This is a genomic window from Alteromonas sp. WD8-37, from assembly GCF_055326825.1.
Genome location: NZ_JBUZOV010000001.1, coordinates 391,965 through 411,312, shown reverse-complemented (window position 1 = coordinate 411,312; position 19,348 = coordinate 391,965). Strand labels below are relative to the sequence as shown.

18 protein-coding genes are annotated in these 19,348 nt (G+C 47.0%); 6 read left to right on the top strand and 12 right to left on the bottom strand.

Translation table 11 applies throughout. The annotated features are described in order from the left end of the window. The 8 genes from ACTUJZ_RS01910 to ACTUJZ_RS01875 all read right to left on the bottom strand — a co-directional run bounded on the left by ACTUJZ_RS01910 (position 1) and on the right by ACTUJZ_RS01875 (position 9,399). Complete coding sequence (locus ACTUJZ_RS01910) at positions 1 to 378, bottom strand: hypothetical protein (RefSeq protein WP_463634571.1); 378 nt, start codon at positions 376 to 378, stop codon at positions 1 to 3. Further along, positions 368 to 1,015 carry a type II secretion system protein GspM gene (gene gspM / locus ACTUJZ_RS01905; RefSeq protein WP_463634570.1) on the bottom strand — a complete coding sequence of 216 codons (648 nt, stop codon included), beginning with the start codon at positions 1,013 to 1,015 and terminating at the stop codon, positions 368 to 370. Before gspM ends, ACTUJZ_RS01910 begins: the two co-directional genes overlap by 11 nt. Beyond that, positions 1,012 to 1,470 carry a PilN domain-containing protein gene (locus tag ACTUJZ_RS01900; protein WP_463634569.1) on the bottom strand — a complete coding sequence of 153 codons (459 nt, stop codon included), beginning with the start codon at positions 1,468 to 1,470 and terminating at the stop codon, positions 1,012 to 1,014. The genes gspM and ACTUJZ_RS01900 overlap by 4 nt, the downstream gene beginning before the upstream one ends. Positions 1,471 to 1,628: 158 nt before the next feature. Continuing rightward, the gene (locus ACTUJZ_RS01895) at positions 1,629 to 2,432 is read right to left on the bottom strand and encodes a type IV pilus biogenesis protein PilM (RefSeq protein ID WP_463634568.1); all 804 of its coding nucleotides are present in this window, start codon (positions 2,430 to 2,432) and stop codon (positions 1,629 to 1,631) included. Positions 2,433 to 3,266: 834 nt separating this feature from the next. After that, positions 3,267 to 3,908 carry a response regulator transcription factor gene (locus ACTUJZ_RS01890; protein WP_463634567.1) on the bottom strand — a complete coding sequence of 214 codons (642 nt, stop codon included), beginning with the start codon at positions 3,906 to 3,908 and terminating at the stop codon, positions 3,267 to 3,269. Positions 3,909 to 3,918: 10 nt separating this feature from the next. Continuing rightward, entirely contained in the window at positions 3,919 to 5,148 is a 1,230-nt protein-coding gene (locus ACTUJZ_RS01885; RefSeq protein ID WP_463634566.1) for an EAL domain-containing response regulator, read from the bottom strand. Positions 5,149 to 5,152: 4 nt separating this feature from the next. After that, positions 5,153 to 7,747, bottom strand: coding sequence for a hybrid sensor histidine kinase/response regulator (locus tag ACTUJZ_RS01880; protein WP_463634565.1), 2,595 nt, complete (start codon positions 7,745 to 7,747; stop codon positions 5,153 to 5,155). Positions 7,748 to 7,776: 29 nt separating this feature from the next. Beyond that, positions 7,777 to 9,399, bottom strand: coding sequence for a methyl-accepting chemotaxis protein (locus ACTUJZ_RS01875; RefSeq protein WP_463634564.1), 1,623 nt, complete (start codon positions 9,397 to 9,399; stop codon positions 7,777 to 7,779). A gap of 373 nt (positions 9,400 to 9,772) precedes the next feature. Between ACTUJZ_RS01875 and ACTUJZ_RS01870 the strand changes: the two genes are divergently transcribed. The 5 genes from ACTUJZ_RS01870 (at position 9,773) to ACTUJZ_RS01850 (ending at position 13,589) form a co-directional block, all read left to right on the top strand. Then, positions 9,773 to 10,342, top strand: a complete 570-nt coding sequence (locus ACTUJZ_RS01870) for a PEP-CTERM sorting domain-containing protein (protein WP_463634563.1) — start codon at positions 9,773 to 9,775, stop codon at positions 10,340 to 10,342. A gap of 346 nt (positions 10,343 to 10,688) precedes the next feature. Next, a complete protein-coding gene (locus tag ACTUJZ_RS01865) occupies positions 10,689 to 11,117 on the top strand; it encodes an SRPBCC domain-containing protein (protein WP_463634562.1) in 429 nt (142 codons plus the stop codon). A 40-nt stretch (positions 11,118 to 11,157) separates the two neighbouring features. Next, a complete protein-coding gene (locus ACTUJZ_RS01860) occupies positions 11,158 to 11,520 on the top strand; it encodes a DUF1428 domain-containing protein (protein WP_463634561.1) in 363 nt (120 codons plus the stop codon). A 298-nt stretch (positions 11,521 to 11,818) separates the two neighbouring features. Beyond that, positions 11,819 to 13,081, top strand: a complete 1,263-nt coding sequence (locus ACTUJZ_RS01855) for a DUF2254 domain-containing protein (RefSeq protein ID WP_463634560.1) — start codon at positions 11,819 to 11,821, stop codon at positions 13,079 to 13,081. Positions 13,082 to 13,199: 118 nt separating this feature from the next. Beyond that, entirely contained in the window at positions 13,200 to 13,589 is a 390-nt protein-coding gene (locus ACTUJZ_RS01850; protein WP_463634559.1) for a DUF1761 domain-containing protein, read from the top strand. A 71-nt stretch (positions 13,590 to 13,660) separates the two neighbouring features. Here the strand turns inward: ACTUJZ_RS01850 and ACTUJZ_RS01845 are convergent, their stop codons facing one another. Together ACTUJZ_RS01845 and ACTUJZ_RS01840 are read right to left on the bottom strand one after the other, a co-directional pair. Beyond that, complete coding sequence (locus ACTUJZ_RS01845) at positions 13,661 to 14,428, bottom strand: SDR family oxidoreductase (protein ID WP_463634558.1); 768 nt, start codon at positions 14,426 to 14,428, stop codon at positions 13,661 to 13,663. Beyond that, positions 14,415 to 15,425 carry an NADP-dependent oxidoreductase gene (locus ACTUJZ_RS01840; protein ID WP_463634557.1) on the bottom strand — a complete coding sequence of 337 codons (1,011 nt, stop codon included), beginning with the start codon at positions 15,423 to 15,425 and terminating at the stop codon, positions 14,415 to 14,417. Before ACTUJZ_RS01840 ends, ACTUJZ_RS01845 begins: the two co-directional genes overlap by 14 nt. Positions 15,426 to 15,794: 369 nt before the next feature. Here ACTUJZ_RS01840 and ACTUJZ_RS01835 point away from each other — a divergent pair, with 369 nt between their 5' ends. Beyond that, on the top strand, positions 15,795 to 18,092 hold the full coding sequence (locus ACTUJZ_RS01835; RefSeq protein WP_463634556.1) for a TonB-dependent receptor: 2,298 nt from the start codon (positions 15,795 to 15,797) through the stop codon (positions 18,090 to 18,092). 74 nt (positions 18,093 to 18,166) lie between these two features. Here ACTUJZ_RS01835 and ACTUJZ_RS01830 read toward each other — a convergent pair whose 3' ends face one another. Continuing rightward, on the bottom strand, positions 18,167 to 18,475 hold the full coding sequence (locus tag ACTUJZ_RS01830) for a hypothetical protein (protein WP_463634555.1): 309 nt from the start codon (positions 18,473 to 18,475) through the stop codon (positions 18,167 to 18,169). A 107-nt stretch (positions 18,476 to 18,582) separates the two neighbouring features. Beyond that, positions 18,583 to 19,296 (bottom strand): hypothetical protein, encoded by a 714-nt coding sequence (locus ACTUJZ_RS01825; RefSeq protein ID WP_463634554.1) that lies wholly within the window; start codon positions 19,294 to 19,296, stop codon positions 18,583 to 18,585. Positions 19,297 to 19,348 lie beyond the last annotated feature (52 nt).

Sequence of the window (19,348 nt, the reverse complement as noted above, 5' to 3'; positions counted from 1 at the left end):
TTAAAATTCCTCAACGATACTACGCTTAACCGACGATGGTAATGACAGACGCAATTCGGCCACAACAGGTTTACTGGCGCTACGTGAGCGCAGTATCACTGTGTTTGTATTTATTTGTTCAATGAGGTTGCCCGCAAGGATGTCACCTTCGGTAACGATTTGATTGTTTATCACTGCCTGACGGTTGTCGGAAGTAAAAAAGATGGCCTGTAACGTCAGCCCTGCTGTATCCATCACACTATTATTAGACAGTGCCCCGGACATCGCGCCAGGTCGGGTAGGATCTCGCTCTGCAGCGAATGCTGTGGCCTGAGCCAGAACCGCAGCCCCCCACCCGACAATTAACGCCACGCCAGTCAAAGTAATTTTATTCAACACCGATAAATGCCTTTTCGCTACTTAGGGTATAAACCTCGATAGTGACTTGTGCAGCCGGGTAGCTATCGACGGCGTAATTCATTGAACGCCAGTAGAACGCTGTGGCTAATTGCTCTGCTGATTGCAGGAAGTCACGTACATTAAAATAGCTCCCTGAGAATGTAAGAGATAATCCATGCTGGTAAACCGCGATACCTTCCATGTCGTTGCGATGGGCAACAATATTCACCGGGGGTAGCGAGCGCATGCTGATAAGTTGTAAACCGTTTGCTTGTGAAAACACTTGTTCGATGAGTGCGGGCATTTGATGTGGCAATACCAGCTCACCGAGCTGACGAGAAAAGGTTTGCTGTAACCTGGCGTATTGTGCTTCCAGTGCTACCCGCTCACGTTCTAGCTCTGCATTAGGATCCTGCTGTAAGGCCTTACTGAATGCCGCTTGCTGCTGGGACAACGATTGTTGCCGTAACTGTTCATTTTGCAATTGTTGACTGGCTGTCGCTAACGCGTTCAGCGCAGGCTCAATGAAAAAGGTGAACAACACCAACAAAATCACCACTACACCAGCCGCCAGGACCATCACCTTCTCTCGCATAGACATGGCTGCAAACTTTTCAGTATGGGTTAACTGGCTCATTGCACGCCTCCCTGCTGCGTCTCACTGATGTCTGTCTGGCGATCAGTCTGAAGGGCAAAATTAAGCGCCTCTTCTTCTCGAATGACCGTAGCCGAGTCAAAGGTGCGGCCGCTGAATGTAGGGGTGTGGGCCAACCGGTTCAACCATTGGGGAAGAGCCCGGGGTTGCGATACCTGACCTTCAAGATACAGTGTGGATTCTGATGCAGCAATCGACTTCAGCCAGAGATCGGCAGATGCCTGAGCGGCCAGATCAGATAATAACTGGGCAAAGCCCTGCTGTTTTATCACTTCGCGGCTGGCCAGTTCAGCTAGCAGAACATCTTGTTTAGCCAAAATATTTCGAAGCAGTTCTACTCGGTGCTGTAATGCTTCGGCAGGCTCTTGAGTGACCAACTGTGACTCCAGCATTTGCACATTCTCTTCCAGCTGGCGGTTTTCTGCCTCGATAGCCATAAGATGATCGGTACGTTGAGACAGTGACCAATGAATTCCACTCCAAGTCAGAATTAAAACAATCAGTAGCCCTGAACATATACCTACCACGCTTTGCAGTGTGACCAGCGCCAATTTGGGCTGAAACTGATTTTGATATAAATTAATACGGTGTTTCATCACGCTACGCTGCTTTCAATTGAGGTGCGCTCGGCATGACGCACTGGAGAAAGTGCCATCCCAAGTGCAGTAAAATTCAACCGCTGCCTGGATAAGGGGGCATGCACAATCACATCTGGCTCAAGTGCAGTCACTTCAGCCGGTATCACCTGATTAATTTGCTTTGCCACCAGAGCGCTGTGCGCGGTGTCCAGACGCAACTGAATTTTCCGCACCGGCGGTTGCCTCAGCTGGCTTTCAAAATAATCCATGGAACGCTGAACCTGCACGCTGAGTGAGTCAACCAGGCCCATCTGTAATTCCTGCTCTGAAAAACTGCCCAGGTTCTCGAACCCTTTTAATCGGCGGCTGACATATAGGTGGCCATCTTTGACAATATTCAGCGACACTTCTTCGCCGGCCTCCTGCACAATAAACATCACAGGCTCAGCCGTTGTGGGCACTAATTCGCAGGTAGCCAGTTCTGCCACACTGATATTTATCAGATTAACCCCTGCTCTGACCGATTTTTCACTGGCGGCAGCTACATCATCCCGGGAAATCGCAAAAATGTTGAGCTTCTTAGTTTCGGCCATGGGCACGGCCAGGTCGGTAAAATCGAATATCCATGGCGTGTCTCCGCCCAATAGTTCATCAACTGAAAAGGATAACGCAGCGTGTAATTCCTCATCTTTGACCGGTGGACGCTCAACCTGTATCTGGCGATACAGATCAAGAGAAAATGCCAGATAAGCCCGGGTATTATTCAGACCATGCAGTTCAATCCACGAAGCAAAGTGGCGGCCCCAGCCAGCGAACGCCACCGTATCTTCTGCAACAACTTCGTACCCTGCACCCTGTTGCCGCAATGCACAAAACGTAACGGTTTCGGCACTAACCGCAATCCCCACAGAATAGAATTGTGAAGATGACCGTAGCTTCTGTTTTAGGTATTCCCTCCAGCCTATTTGCATGTATTACCGTCTTCAAACATTTTCAATAATTACAACAAAGATTTTGAGAAAGCACCACTAGACTAAAGTGGGCATTTACAACTCTTTTTAGCTCAATACGTTGGGTAGGACCTGGCATCCGCAAACTTGCAGAGGCGGTTAGTGATTAACCGGTGAAGGCCATGGGTTGGCTTTATTTGTGTGACAACACTTAGCTAGCCTGCCTGTAACGTATTGAAGTTAAAAATCCTCTTTAGTCCGCCGTTTTGATTCATTCGTGCTCGTTAGCTGGTTTACCCCAGAAAGCTAAAAGCCGACTTCAAAAATCCCCCTTGACGGCCAAGGTTTCTTGCTGCCCCGAAAGTGTTTAAAACACTAAAACATACTGGTGTTCGTAGCGTGAAATAAATTCGGTAGACAGTCCATAGACAAACCATCCGAGACACCTATTTTTAGGTGCGGCATGAACTTAAACCAGACTTGCCTGGCAATGACAGCAATTTGACTTTTGCATTATCATTTCCTCTTTTTTCAGTGTAGAGAAATCTCACGTCAGCGGTGGATTAAATTAGTGTGGAAACGACACATTAGTTATATGAATTCCGGTTACAAAGTATTTATAGCATGTTCAGCCAGATTAGGCTGGTAGTAATTTGAAATTAAAGTCGGTCTTTCTTAAAGAAAACAGACCGTTCTTTATACATGTCATTTTCTACTTGAGGCTCTATTGCTATGAATAGTTGAGTCATTACTCACTGCGAGCATACCTGAAATTTGAGATGGGGAGTTTAGATGAAGTTTACGAAGCAGATTCTCGCGGTGGCTTTCTACAGTGCGAGAGCTAATGTGTAGCTGTTCTGCTATACGGCTAGCTTTTAAGCCATCAGCTAGCAGGTAAGCAATTTCCATTTCTCGACTAGTCAACGTCTCAATTTTCGTTTGTGCTTCAATACGCTTTCTAAGCGTTTTAGCAACCGTGTTAGTATGTTGAATAGCGCTTTGAATTTTATCGATTAACACGCTGCTTTTAATAGGTTTCTCGATTAAAGTAAAAGCTCCTAGCTCCATACATTTAACTGCAAGAGACACATCGACATGACCTGAAGCGATAATCACGGGTAATGTATTGTTATGCTCTTGAAAGGCCTTCAGCAAATCTAATCCATTCATAGTAGGCATGTTCAAATCTAAAACTATACACCCATTTTCAGCAGGAAAATCTTCATGAAGAGCGCGTCTAGGATCTGGAATGCATACAGGCATCAGCCCGTAACGTTTAGCAATAAATGAATAAGTAGCCAATACGTCTTCATCATCATCTATCAGATAAACTATTGCTTGACTCATGTCACTCCTTTTATAAGTTTTTTCTGAAAGAGGGTAAAGTATCCATTAGCCAGTTCCGCATTTCCTGGGCGGGCATAGGTTTTGCGAAATAAAAGCCCTGCACTTTATCGCAACCTAGCTTCTCTAAGATAGACCAAACAGCAAGTGTTTCCACCCCTTCAGCAGTAACACATACTTCTAAACTGTGAGCTAGATTAATAATTCCTCGGACAACCTTAAGCTTTTCCTTTGATTTTTCAAGATTTAATACAAAGCTTTTGTCTATCTTCAATTCGCCGAATGGCATATTTACTAGTTGTTGCATAGAGGAAAAGCCAGTACCAAAGTCGTCGATAGACAAGATGAACCCTTGCATCCGCAATCTTGTCAACTGACTTAAAGAAGCCACTGGGTCAGCCATAGCCCCGGTTTCGGTTAATTCGAGTATTATGTCACTGCTTGGGATAGCCTCTTCCAGGCAGAGTTGTATTAGCTCTTCGAAAAAAGAGCTATCAGTCAAAGATGTTGCTGAAATATTGATAGAAAGCGAAAGCCGCTTGTCCTCTTTACGATCTGGAAAGCGATGATAAAACGTTTGAGAAACGGACTTGAACCACCTTAAACCATGTTTAATGACGTTCAGACTCAACGCATTGATAAGATCATTTTGCTCAGCTAATGCTATAAAACGGTCTGGCGGAATGAACCCCAACCTGTCATCTACCCACCTGGATAACAACTCAAAGCCAGCTAATTGGCCGTTCTGAGTAAACATCTTAGGTTGATAGTGCGCTTCTATTCTATCCTCCGCTATAGCTCGACGGAGCAAAGCAACAGTCAGCAACGGCTTTGGTGTGGGACCTCGGGAGATATTGGGGACAGTGGTTGGAGCTACCTTTAATGTTTTTCGGAATTTATACAAAGAAAATGGCTTGGCTAAACACCCAAGAAGATTTAAGCCTAAGCTGTAAGCCAAGCGGGCAGCAGAAGCTATAATTTTGTCCTCAGCTCCACTTACGACAATGATTTTCGAGTGGCATTGTAAGCTCGATAAGTGTCTCAACGCTTCAATGCCATCGGTATCAGGCAGAAACAGGTCAAGCACAATCACGTCAGGTGGGGACGCTGTTACCGCTTTAAAAAAGGGATCAGCATGTTCAAAGCGTGCAGTCTTAAACCCGCTAGAACGGCCAAATCGCTCTAATGTTTGGCTGACCAAACAATCATCATCTAGTATAAATAACGTATTTGCAGTATTCACACTGTTACCCTGTGAGAGTGTCATACAATTTTTGAAGTAACTCATCGCGAAAATAGGGTTTGGGTAACACTGAAAAGCGTGACTTATCCGGCGTTTGCTCCCCCGTGCCGTAATCATTAAAGCCAGAAGTCAACAGGATTGGCATGCCTGGCCAACGTGTCTGACTAATTTCCGCAAGCTGTACTCCATCCAGCTCCCCGGGCATAACAATATCGGAGAACAACAAATCAAATTCTTTTTTCTGAAGGAAAGACAGCGCGCCGGTTGCATTTTGAGCCACGGTGACAGTGTAACCAACGGATTTAAGCCGAGCCGAGACATAATCCAACACTTCTTTGTCGTCCTCGACGACCAATATATGCTTTCCTTTACAGACCGGCACGGTGGACTTCATCAATTGCTTTGCTTCAATAGTAGGCTCCACCGCAACAGGTAGACACAGCTCTATTGAGGTGCCTACACCCACTTTTGACTCTACTTGAATATGCCCCTTGGACTGTTTTATAAAACCATAAACAGTAGATAACCCTAACCCCGTACCCTTTCCTTTTGCTTTGGTTGTAAAAAACGGGTCGAACATGTGCTCTTTGCATTCATCGGTGATACCCACCCCTGTGTCCTCTACAACGATACTCACATAATGACCAGGTTCAGGTTCGCCTACAAATGGGATGGCGGGAATTGCTAAGATTTTATCGGCGACTGTAATTGTTACCTCCCCCCCAGAAGGCATAGCGTCACGAGCATTAACTAACAGGTTAATTACGCTATTTTCTAACTGACTTAAATCTGCAGTTACCTGAAGGCGAGTTTTGTTTTCGACAGTGACATTTACTTTTTGGCCCACTGAACTTCTGATTAAGGGCATCAGATTATCCAGCATTTCACCGACATCAAATGTTGTGGGATTTAGTGACTGCTTACGCGAGAATGCTAACAAACTGGAAGTAAGAGCTTTACCTCGTTCAGCTGCTTTAAGCGCAGTTTCTGCGATATTCTTTAGCTCTGGGTCATCGTTCAGAGCTTCTACCAGTAATTCGGTAGTTCCTGTATACACGGTAAGCAGGTTATTAAAATCGTGGGCAATTCCACCTGTAAGAAAGCCAATCGATTCCATTCTCTGAGCACGGTTAAGCTGGGCCTCTAACTTTTTTTGATGTGTGATATCACGTTCTACAGCCACCCAGTGTGTATAGACGCCTTGTTCGTCGGTAATAGGGACAATATCCAAATCCAGCCATAGCTCCTGCCCTTGCTTTGTATAATTAAGTACCTGTGTGCGTACAGCTTTCCCTCGCGCTAACTGAGCTCGGATTTTCAGAGTTTCTATTTTTCCCTCGGCGCCATCACAGAGCAGCGTGGGGTTGTTTCCGATTATATCCGCTTTGCGATAGCCAGTTTTGAGCTCGAAGGCGTCATTTACAAAAATAGTCCTAGTGTTATCCGGGTTTTTGTTGTCCAGTTCAGCTATCAATACAATATCGTTTAGCTTTGATACAGCGGCATGGAGCAGAACCAGTTCTCGTTCTTTTTTGAATGCCTCCGAAACGTCTGTAATATAAACAGTTAGCCCAGCTTCAGTAGGAAAGATGTTTTGCATGACCCACATATCATGGAGTGGGTAATATTCGGTGGTAGAGAGCACTTGCTGAGTATCTACAGCCTGGTGACATTTTTCTATTAAAGGGCAATCATCCATCACTGAAATTATGTCATGAAGGTATCTTCCCTGAACCTCATTTGTCACACAGCCTAAGATCATTTGCGCTTTGTCATTTGCGTAGATAAAGCGCATATTTTGGTCGAGAATGAAGAAAGCATCTGTGATCCCTGCCAGCGTCGCATTCAGCTTTTGCATTGTGACGACATTTTTTTCTTGCAGTTGAGCCTGAGCAGTTATCTCTAAGATAGTACCGTTCCAATACATTGCATTTCCGTTGAGCGGCCTTACAGGAACCCCTTCAATGCAATATGTACGCGTACCTTTGTCCTCATCCAGGACTTTCATAGTAAAACTAAATCGTTGTTGGCTAGCCATGCCCTTTTGCCACTTTTTTTCCACCTCTGACCTTTCTTCAGGGCAAGCTGCATCTATAAAGAGTTGATAGGTAAGTGCAAACGCAGGCTGATCGTTCCCTGACCGTCCGAGATTTAAGAACTCAATGCGATTATCATTCGCAGTAGTCCAAACAATTAAGGGAAGACTTCTGATGAGCTCCGAAACCTCAACACTGGTTTCTTTCAATTGGTTAGCTAACCGTTTCTTCGAACGCTTTTTGACGATAAGAGTTTTACTCGTAAGGGCTACCACAATAATTCCCACACTCGACAGAATACGGTTAGTGATAACGTATTCCAAAGGAAACCCGATAGGAGCCGGAGGGGAAAAAAATATAGCCCCCCACACCATAGCTAATGCGACCCCTCCAGTTATATACAAGACACGGGTTGATAAGGATAGCCCCGCCACCGCAATCACTGGTACGTAAGCGATAGCGTGAGCAATACCTAAGGGAGTGAAGTGCTCCGTAAAAAAAACTATGCATAGAAGTATGCTAGATATCCATATCCATTTCGTAGAACTAAGCATGGTGTCCATATTGCTTATTAAACTCCTGTCTTGGTTCGCTATACTTTAAAGCGAAAGACCATCTGATTCAGTGCTTCGGCAAGCTTGGCCAGTTCCATGCTCGACGATTTAGTCTGGCTGGTTCCTGCAGAGACTTCCGTGGAAATATCTTTTACGCTAACCAGATTCTTATCTACCTGCACTGAAACCGTGGATTGTTGCTCTGCCGCAGTGGCGATGGCAGAGTTTTGGTTTTTGATTTCCTTTACAATTGTGGCTATTTCATTGATCACACTAGCCGCCAACTCTGCTTTTTCGCTCATCAGAACGGAGCCTTCTACACTTAACTCCATGGCAGCGACAGCTTCGTCCGACTGGGCCTGAACCTGTTGTATAACCTTCTCTATTTCTTTAGTGGAGTCCTGAGTGCGGTGAGCAAGAGCACGTACTTCATCGGCAACAACTGCGAACCCCCGGCCCGACTCCCCGGCTCTTGCTGCTTCTATTGCAGCATTCAAAGATAAAAGATTTGTTTGATCAGCTATGCTTCTAATGACATCCAATACTGTGGCAATTTTGGCAATGTTAGTGGCCAGGTCCGCCACATCCACTTTTGAATCGTTAATTCGAGAAGATAAAACTTTTGAGGTCTCTACCGCTTCGAGTACTGTTTTATACCCTTCCCGGGTTTTGGCATCTGCTTTTTCTGAGTTTACCGAAGTCGAAGAGGCATTCTCCGCGACCTCGTCTATGGCATAGGAAAGTTGACTAACAGCGGTTGCTGCCTGTTCAATCTGATTATTTTGATTATCTACTAACTCAGTAGCGCCACTTGTGACGACGTTAAGTTCTTCAGCTGTACTGGCCAGTTGCGATGACGAATTACTTATCTGATCAATCGTTTCACGCAGCTGAACTTTCATCTTATCCAGAGCGTGGATAAGCTGCGCAGGTTCATCCGCATTCTTGTCCTGCAAAGTCTGGGTCAAATCTCCGGTAGCAATGATGTTTGCTGCATTTATAGACTTTCTGATAGGTACCACTACACTTCTTGTGAACGTCATACCGATGATAGATAAGAAAAGTACCACCAAGGCGATGCCTATAAAAATCGCTGAGGATGAACGAACAAATACTGTGTCAGTTTCGGCTGCTGCATCACTAGCACGATCTTTTTGATAATTTGTGAGGCTATTTAGAAGATCTGTGATTTGGCGGCTAAAATCTTCAAGTTTAGAATCGCGAATTGACTTAGCGATGGCGTAGTTGCCAGCTTCAATTAATTCATAATAGGCCCGTAACGCGTCGTCATACTCTGTTTTTAGTGTATTTATCTGACTCAGTAGTTGCTGGGCCTCCGGTGCCCGTGCCAGGCTATCCATACGGGTGTAAGCTTCTGCAAAAGTCTTTTGCACTTTATCGAGGTGCTGCAGGGTAGTTGCGTTTTCCGCTTTACTTTGTCCGGTTAACAACACAGCATTATGTATACGTATACGAAGAAAGTCCCTTCGCATTTCACCCACCGCAACAAGTGCCGGGACACGATGCTCGGTAACTACGTCCGTTGCCTCGTTTAACGTGTCGAGGTTTTGTACTGCGAATAAACCTAAAATAACGACAATCAAGCCGGTGAAACCGAAGACGCCTAAAGAACGCTTCGCAATATTGACCTTTCTTAACATCTTAATTTGTAACTATAGTTTTTTTTTGGGGGGGGGATTCTAAGATATCGTATGCTGAAACTGAATCCGTAAATTTACGGATATTCATGCACAATTATAAGGAAACCAACCTCATTACGCTTCCCCATTAGCGCAATAACATAAAGTATTGGACGTTTACATTTTGGATGGAAGAATTTGATAATCTGGTCAGCCGTAGTGTATAGCGGCCACTTATTAGTTTGCAGAGCGTCAGCTTATTTTACAATCTAAGCGGGAGAAAACCACGCGAACGAAATTTAACCAATAATTACAAAAAGTTAACAATTACGGCCTGTAAATTGCTTACTATCCCGCGGCGGTAAAAATATAAATTAAAAAGGATAATTTAATAATGAATAAAATTAGTTGTTTAGTGTTGTTTTTGTTTGCAAGTATGTCAAACGCTGATGTGATGACCGCGGGTGATGTGACAAACAATGGTGGCGGCAGCTTCACTCTTACCAGTGGAAATGGTTCGGTAAGTGACTCTGCAATTGAGTCATTTATTGGTTTAACCGCTGGCGGCCTGGACGCTCTGTCTACTGGCGATGCTACAGAAGGTTCTGCTATAACTGACACATTCAACATCGCCTCTGGTGATACGTTTAGCTTCGACTGGCTTTGGACAAGTAATGAAGGTGATGGAGTCGACTACAACGATTTTGCATTTGTGAACTTAAGCTTTGATGGTGTTGCGCTCTTAGCGGATACCTTCACGCCAGACGGTACTTCCGGCAGTTTCTCTTGGATGGCGACCACTTCCGGGATGCTTACGTACGGAATCGGTGTGATGGATGTTAACGATACGCTTGTTGCCTCAACCCTGACAGTAAACAACATTAGCGCGACGGTTGCAGAACCCTCAGCTATTGCATTGCTTGCACTAGGTTTTGCTGGTGTGGGCTTTGCCAGAAGAAAGTAGGCCCTTCGTAAACCTGAAAATATAGCAGAGAATCGGGACCGCAATAGAGGGTCCCTCTATCCTTCATCTTACAAGCAGCATTACCTGCTGATTTATTGATATACATTATTAACCGAGCACTTTTCACGCCATCCAATTAGTCCGTTTTTTGAACATGATTTATCTATCTTTTTATAGATGATCTCGTCGTTTGCCCCCATCTTTTAAAAGCTTGCTTTAAAGTTATTTTATAAATTGAGGGCGCAACAATCTCGACAACAACTATGCTAAGTAAATCTGGCTTTCCATACAGGCCTAATTCTTAGCACCTAGGTTCGGCTACTCTCTTATATATTACATGGAGGCGATGATGAAAATTACGGTGCAAACAGCAATTTCTGCCCCTCTTGCACATGTCTGGCGGGCCTGGACCACTCCTGAAGACATTACTCACTGGAATATAGCGGATAAGAGCTGGTGCTGTCCGCATGCTGCTATTGAGCTGCAGGAGGGGGGCAGCTTTAACTATCGCATGGAAGCCAAAGACGGCTCGATGGGATTCGATTTTGAAGGCGTCTTTACCTACATAGAAGCGCAGCGCGCAATCCGCTATGAACTGGGCGATGGGCGATGTGTGGCGATAGAGTTTACCGATACCGGAGAGGGCGTGCAGCTTATCCAAACCTTTGATGCAGATAATGACTATCCTATCGAGCAGCAACAGGCCGGCTGGCAGAGTATTTTAGATAATTTTTCTCAGTATATGACACAGCGAAAGCATGCCCGGGCGTGTTAAGCCTGGGCTTTGCTAATTCATTCACTCTACAAGTTTATTTATGGCTGATTATATCGACGGCTTTGCATTTCCCATCGCCCGCAAGCATCTTGACCAGTACCAGCGTTTGGCTACCAATGTGGCGCAGATTTGGAAAGAGCATGGCGCGCTGGCTTACTGTGAATATTGTGGCGATGACATGGTCCTGGCCGGCACCGCATCGTTTGTTGATGCACTGGAGGCCAGCGAAGATGAAGTGGTGATCTTTGGCTGGGTAAGTTTTGCTTCTCGTGAGGCCCGCGACACGGCCAATGCAGCGATCACCAATGATCCGCGGATGCAACAGATTATGGCGTCGACAGATGCAGGCTTTGACCCCTCACGGATGCTGTATGGTGGCTTTCGCCCGTTCATACAAATCTAAGCATCATTTGTTTTTATCATTACCCGCTGGTTAGGTGAACTCAATGCGAACGGATTATGTGAGCTTGTTGCATTAATAGCACTGTACTTCGCACTTCAATCTGTCAGGTTCGGCAGTACGATTCACGCGTAATAATTGTACCTATAGCAGAATCCGCATGCTATTTTGACTTAAAGCGTGTTCCGAGCATCTGGCTGCAGGCGAAAGCTTTTATATTGCAGTCACCGATGTACGGCATAGTACCCGTTTATCTGACGCACCTATTTGTTCTCTTACATGTTGAAATTGGCAGAGCGGAATGAAATCAAAGCTAGAGTTTATTTTAAGCCGATTTGGCGAGCGTCTTTGGGTAAAGCCACTGTTGGTCTGCATGGTGTCTATCGGCATTGCCTTTGCCGCTCAGTTAATGGACGAGCTCACAGTCATTCAAAACGCCCCTGATATCAAACAGGATTCGCTCGAGTCATTACTTGAAGTCATATCTTCCAGCATGTTGGTAATTGCGGTGTTTGCTGTAGGAGCCATGCTTGCTGCGTATCAATCAGCCAGCAACTCTGCCACCCCACGCGCATTTTCTCTGGTGGTGGCAGATGATACTTCGCAAAATGCACTGTCAACATTCATAGGGGCGTTTATATTTAGTATCGTGGCTCAGGTAGCCCTACTAAACGGATATTACGGCTCAGCTGGCCGGTTTGTGCTATTTGTTATCACTTGTTTAGTATTTGTCTTAGTCATTCTTAACTTTTTAAAATGGGTTGATGGCATCGCGCGATTAGGCCGTGTAGGCACCACTATCTTTCAGGTGGAGCGAGCAACCGACAGTGCATTGCAGCGCCAAAAATTAAAGCCTTTTCTAGGCGGCGTTAAAGCCAATGCACAATGTGATGGGCAGCCTGTTTATCATACTGTAATAGGTTACTTGCAACGCATTGACATGCAGTCATTGCAAACCCTTGCCACTAAGCACTCACTACATATAGAGCTTACTGTCCGCCCCGGTAAGTTTATTACCCCTGAACAGCCTGTAGCCTATCTTCGCCATGCCGATAAAGAGCTTATAGAGGATATCCGCGAGTCTATTACTCAAGCTCTCTTTGTAGGCAACCAGCGCACTTTTGACAATGATCCCCGTTTTGGTCTGATCACACTTTCCGAAATCGCCAGTCGCGCCTTATCTCCGGCAGTCAATGACCCGGGCACCGCTATCCAAATTACCGGAATCTTTGTTCGGTTATTTGTGCGATTTGCTGGCAGCCATTCACAGCCAGATGATGATTCGGTAGATTTTCCAGATATATCTGTGCCCCCGGTGGCGGTCGAATCGTTATTTGAAGATGCTTTTCATGCGATGGCTCGAGACGGCGCAAGTTGTATTGAAGTTGTTGTCCGAGTTCAAAAAGCCTTAGCTACATTAGCAAGTACCGGTGATGCTGAGATGGCTACAGCGGCGAAAAACCATGCAGATCTGATAGTCACCTATGCCGAGAAGGCCCTGCAAATACCTCAGGAACAGGTGCGCTTGGATAAAACAAAGCAGCCAGTGCAAGATTCCCTATAGTTGGCTAAATTTTATATGCTGAAAAACAGTAAGTGGCAATGCTGCGGCAGACAATCTAATACCTTGGTCAAAGACAAATAAGAATTTGTTGAGTAAAGATAATTAAGAGTATGTACAAATGAATGATATCAATCTGTTTGCAGTTGTGGTTGCTGCCATTTCCAGTTTCGCATTAGGCGGTATCTGGTACTCAAAACTTTTGTTTGGGGAAGCCTGGTTACGGGAAAGTGGTGCGCCAGCCCAGCCGGGTCACCCGCTCAAGGTGTTCGGTATAAGTTTTTTATTCTGCCTTATCGCAGCACTTGCTTTTGCTGTCTTTCTGGGGCCTGCGCCAGGCTTGTTAACTGCAATTCTGAGCGGTCTGACGGTGGGCGCCTGTCTTGTCGCCACCAGTTTTGGCATTAACTATCAATTTTGTCAGCGCAGTATGCTGTTATTGTTAATCGATGGGGGTTACCACACCGCGCAATTTACGGTTTTTGGTGTAATTTTAGGTTTGTGGCACTGACCTGGGCCCAACAAACAGGCAAAAAAAACGCTGCCCAGGGTGCAGCGCATTTTGACTTACCGGTAAATAAATTAGGCCAGCATACCGCCATCCACCGTTAAGGTGGTGCCGGTGGTATAACTGGAAGCATCAGACACCAAATACAACACTGCACCGGCCATCTCTTGCGGGTCAGCGACCCGACCCAGCGGGATCTGATGCAAGGCTGTTTTGAGGATTTTTTCGTTGCTGGTCAGCGCCGAGGCAAATTTGGTATCGGTGAGCCCGGGCAACAATGCATTAACCCGGATATTCAGCGGCCCGCATTCCTTGGCAAAAGATTTGGTCATGCTGATCACTGCGGCTTTGGTGATGGAGTAGATCCCCTGCTTATCACCCGGCACCATGCCATTTACCGAGGCTGTGTTTAAAATCACGCCTTTGCCCTGCTCTTTCATCAGCTTGCCGGCAGCCACCGACATGAAAAAATAACCGCGGATATTCACATCGACAGTTTTTTGAAAGGCGCCCAGGTCGGTATCCAAAATATGGCCAAAGTAGGGGTTGGCAGCCGCATTGTTTACCAAAATATCCAGTTTGCCGTAATGCTGTTTAATATGCGCAAACGCATCTTCAATTTGCGTCATATCACCTACATGGCACGCCAATGCAGAAGCTTTGCCGCCGGCATCGCGAATGGCACTGGCCACGGTTTCGCAGGCTTCCTGCTTACGGCTGGAGACAATCACGTGCGCCCCGTAACGGGCCAGCAGGTGAGCAATGGCTTCGCCGATACCGCGGCTGGCACCAGTGACCAGCGCTGTCTGGCCAGTTAAATCAAAAAGCTCAGTCGTCTGCATGATTCACCTTTATTACCAGCTTGCCAAAGTTCTCACCGTTAAACAGCATCATCAGGGTATCCGGGAAGGTTTCAATGCCTTCAACCACATGCTCTTTAGCCTGTAGTTTGCCTTCGCCAATCCAGCCTGCCATCTGCCGGGCAGCATCACCGTACTGGCGGGCATTATCAAATACTACGATGCCTTCCATGCGCGCACGGTTGACCAGCAGCGACAAATAATTTGACGGGCCTTTCACTGCGGTGGTGTTGTTGTACTGGCTGATAGCCCCGCAGATAACGATGCGGGCATGCTTATTAATGCAGGTCAGTACGGTATCTAAGATCTCGCCTCCGACATTGTCAAAATACACGTCTACGCCGTCCGGGCACTGGCTTTTCAGGCCTTTGCGCACATCTTCGTTTTTATAATCAATAGCACCGTCAAAGCCCAGTTCGTCCACCAGGTAGCTGCACTTATCCTTACCACCGGCAATCCCAACTACCCGGCAGCCTTTGATCTTAGCAATCTGACCTACCACCGAACCCACTGCGCCGGCAGCGCCAGAGACCACCACGGTTTCACCCGCTTCCGGCAGACCGGTTTTTAGCAGGCCAAAATAGGCCGTCATGCCCGGCATACCCAGTACGCCCAGGTAGCGTTCCAGCGGTGCCAGCGACGGGTCAACCTTATGGATACCCTGGGTGTCACACACCGCCACCGACTGTACGCCAAAGCTGCCGTACACTTTATCGCCGGGCTTGAACTCACCACTATTGGATTCCAGCACTTCGCCTACCGCGCCGGCACGCATCACCTCGCCAATCTGGACCGGCTCAATGTAAGATTTGCTGTCGTTCATCCAACCGCGCATGGCAGGATCCAACGAGATATATTCCACTTTCACTTTAATCTGGCCGTCACCAACCGGGGCCGGGTCGGTTTCTTGATACTGCCAGTTTTCCTGGGTCGGGGCGCCGGAGGGGCGCGAAGCTAACAACCATTGTTTATTTTTCATCATGACTCCCGTGTTTGGTCAACGATCGCTCGTTAATACAGTGTAATAGGTCTGACCATGCCATTACTGTTGAAAATGGTCAACATGCCAGACCATCACTGGTTTTGATAGTTAGTTATGCCTGCGGTCAATAGACCTGATTGGCGTGCAGCTTGAGTCAAATCAGGGCTTTATCCTGCTGTGCTGGCAACATATTGTGCCAAATAACTGGCGAAAAACCTGACCAAATGGTCTTTACAACTTTTGTACAAAAGTGAAAAATCGGCTTATAAATAAAATCTAATTCCAGTAGACTGTCACGCCGCTAGCGGCCCGAATCGGTTGGCTGCACGAATTAGTAAACAATAAACTTCTTCACTTGGTGAACACATGAAAACACATCGTATTGCCGCTCTTGCGCTGGCGGTTAGTGCAGCATTTAGTCATGCCGCACTTGCTCAGGAAGGCGAAACCCGGACCAAACCTAAGGAATCCGAACTGGAACAGATCACGGTTACCGCGCAAAAGCGAACCCAGTCGATTCAGGAAGTCCCTCTGTCCATTGCAACCTTAAATGGTGAAAAGCTGGATTCATTGTTCGCGGGTGGCGAAGACATTCTGGCCCTGGCGGTACGGGTGCCGGGTTTATATGCCGAATCCTCCAACGGCCGTGTGGCGCCGCGCTTTTATATTCGTGGTTTAGGCAATACCGATTTTGACTTGGCTGCTTCGCAGCCGGTTTCCATCATCATGGATGAAGTAGTGATGGAAAATGTGGTGTTGAAGAGCTTTCCGTTATTTGATGTGCAGCGTGTAGAAGTGCTGCGCGGTCCGCAGGGCACCCTGTTTGGCCGTAACACCACCGCCGGTATCATCAAGTTTGATACTGTAAAGCCCAGCCAGGACTTTGATGGCTTTGCCAAAGTGGGCTATGGCTCATTTGATACGCTGAATATTGAAGCGGCTGTAGGCGGCGGCCTGACCGATGATTTATCAGCGCGTATTTCAGTCTTGTCACAACACCGCAGCGATTACATCGATAATGGCTTTACCGGTGAAGAAGATGCCTTGGGCGGCTTTGATGAGCGCGCCTGGCGTACCCAGTTTTTATACGAGCCCAATGCCCGCTTCTCAGCCCTGCTGAACCTGCATGGCCGTTCATTAGAAGCCACCGCGTCAGTATTTCGTGCCAACATCTTTGACCGGGGCAGCAACGAGCTGAACAGCAATTATGATCGTGAAGTGGTGTATTACGACGGCGATATTGATGGCAATGGCGCTGATAACAACCCCCAAAAATACCGTGGCTTTGGCTCGTCACTGAAGATGGCCTACGACTTTGATGCGGTAGAAGTCACCTCTATCACAGCATGGGAAGAAGCTGAAGGTTTCAGCCTGGGTGATATCGACGGGGGTGCCGGAACCGGCATGACTGAGAACACCGGCTTTATCCCGTTTGCGGCAGTCACCCAGGATAAGCTAAACGATCTGGAACAATTTACTCAGGAAATCCGTTTTGCCAGCCAGGTAACCCGCCCGTTGAGCTGGCAGGTAGGTGCGTTCTTCTTTGATTCTTCTTTCAACGTAACCAGCATCGACGGCTTGTTTGGTGCCTCTACGGTGTTTCATGAAAACACCACCTGGGCGGTTTTCGGCCAGTCCACCTATCAGGTTAATGACAAGCTGGATATCACAGCCGGGCTGCGTTATACCCATGATGATAAATCCTTGATGGTAGGCGAGCAAAATGCTGGCGGCCCTTGTCTGTTCTTAGATTTCAATGGCGATGGCATCACCGAATGTCAGGTGCAGGATTATGCGCCGATTGATGTTGATGATGGCCAGATGAGCTATGAGCTGAGCGCCAACTACCGCTTAACTGAAGATATGTCAGTGTTTGCCCGCTATGCCAACGGTTTTCGTGCCCAGACCATCCAGGGCCGGGATGTTGCCTTTGAAGGTGCCCCCTCGGTGGCCGATGCGGAAACCATCAATTCATGGGAAGTGGGCTTTAAGTCAGACATGCTGGATCGCACTTTACGCTTAAATGCTGCAGCCTTCTACTACACGGTAGATGACATGCAGTTCTCGGCAATTGGTGGCGGCAACAACTTTACTGCGCTGGTTAATGCTGACCAGGGCGAAGCCTACGGTGTTGAGATTGATGCGCAGTGGCTGGCCACTGATCAGCTGACCCTGACTGCCGGTTACAGCTACAACCACACTGAAATTCAGGATGATGGCCTGAGCGTGGCGCCGTGCGGCACCAATGCCGGAATGGACTTTACCGGTAACTGTACCGTCACAGATCCCCGCCCGGACGGCTTTAATGCGTTAATCGACGGCAACCCGTTCCCACAGGCTCCAGAGCAAATCTTTACCTTTACTGCCCGCTACTCGATTCCGGCTGGCACCGACGGTGAGTTTTTTGCCTTTACCGATTGGGCCTTCCAGGGTGAAACCAACCTGTTCTTATACGAAGCCGTGGAATTTACCACCGAAGATAACTTTGAAGGTGGCCTGCGTGTAGGTTATGAGAACTACAATGATGGTTATACAGTGGCGCTGTTTGGTCGTAACATCACTGACGAAGACAATGTTAAAGGTGCTATCGACTTTAACAATCTGACCGGGATTGTGAACGAGCCGCGCATCATCGGTATCGAGTTTAAGAAAACCTTCTACTAAGCCGGTTTTTATATCTCGTTAAAAAAGCACGCCATCAGGCGTGCTTTTTCGTGAATTCAGACAACGACAACCGATTAGTTGTCTTTATCTTTATTTTTATCTTCTTCCGGCATCTCAACATCAACTTCCGGCACTTCAACCACTTTTTTCTCGGTACCCACTTCCACATCAGCGGTATCGACATCGTATTCCGGCAGTTCACCGCCTTCCACGTCAACCTCCGGCATCTCGCCTTCTTCGGTTTTTTCTACTTCATACTCGGGCAGTTCGCCGCCTTCGGCTTCAATCTCCGGCGCTTCGCCTTTTTCGGTTTTATCTACATCACAACCGGTCAGGGCCATCAAAATGCCAAGGGCTGTCGCAAATTTAGTCATATTACGCATTGTTCTCTCCTTAAAGCTGACAAATAGTGAATGTTCAACATTACTTGGTACTGCAAAACTTTTAATTTTGTTTACTTTGTTAAGAATTAGCGAATAAAAACCGCTAGTTAATGCAGGTAGGACAGCAAAGCGAACAGCGCGCTACCGGCCACAAAGGGAATAAACCGGCTTTTGCGTTCTTCCGGCAATTCTTCTTTAAGCACATTCAGTACTATGCTGCCGGCCAGAAAAGCAAAAAGTCCGTGCATCAGGTTTGCACTGATATGGGTTAGTGTACCCAGGGCAAATCCCGCCAAAATAGCGGCTGCAAGGATCCAGCGTCCATAGCGCCGGTAACGATCTTTATGATGCTGACGTAAGCCATAGTCATTGACTAAAAAATGCAGGCCCATAGCCAGTACATAATAGCCAAGTCCTGCTAGTGAGGGGTCTTCCCGATGAACCAGCAGGTAACCGATGAGTGCGTTATACAGGGCAAAAGCGGATAAGTGCAGCATAAATCCGCCCTCGCCAGACTCACCACCACTGGCCGAGGATGCTTTGGCCAGTTTTTCAAGCCCGTAAAAAATAACCAGGCCAAGCAGGGCTAACAGGTACACCTGGCTATGAACGACTCCGGAAAACAAATTGTGATCGGAGAAATGCTCCTGAATGCTCGCCAGTTCCGGAAACACATGCAGAAAAATATAGGCCACCGAGACCCCGCCGGCAAACGATAGCCAGCCACTTCGTGGCAGGCTGTCTAAAAAACGAAGCTTGCCGGCATACACATGAATCAGGCAGAAAATACCCAGGCTAAGCAGTTGCAATATCACGATCATAAGTGCTCTCCACAGCTTTACATTGCTGTTGAGTACTTATCTATCGGGCAGA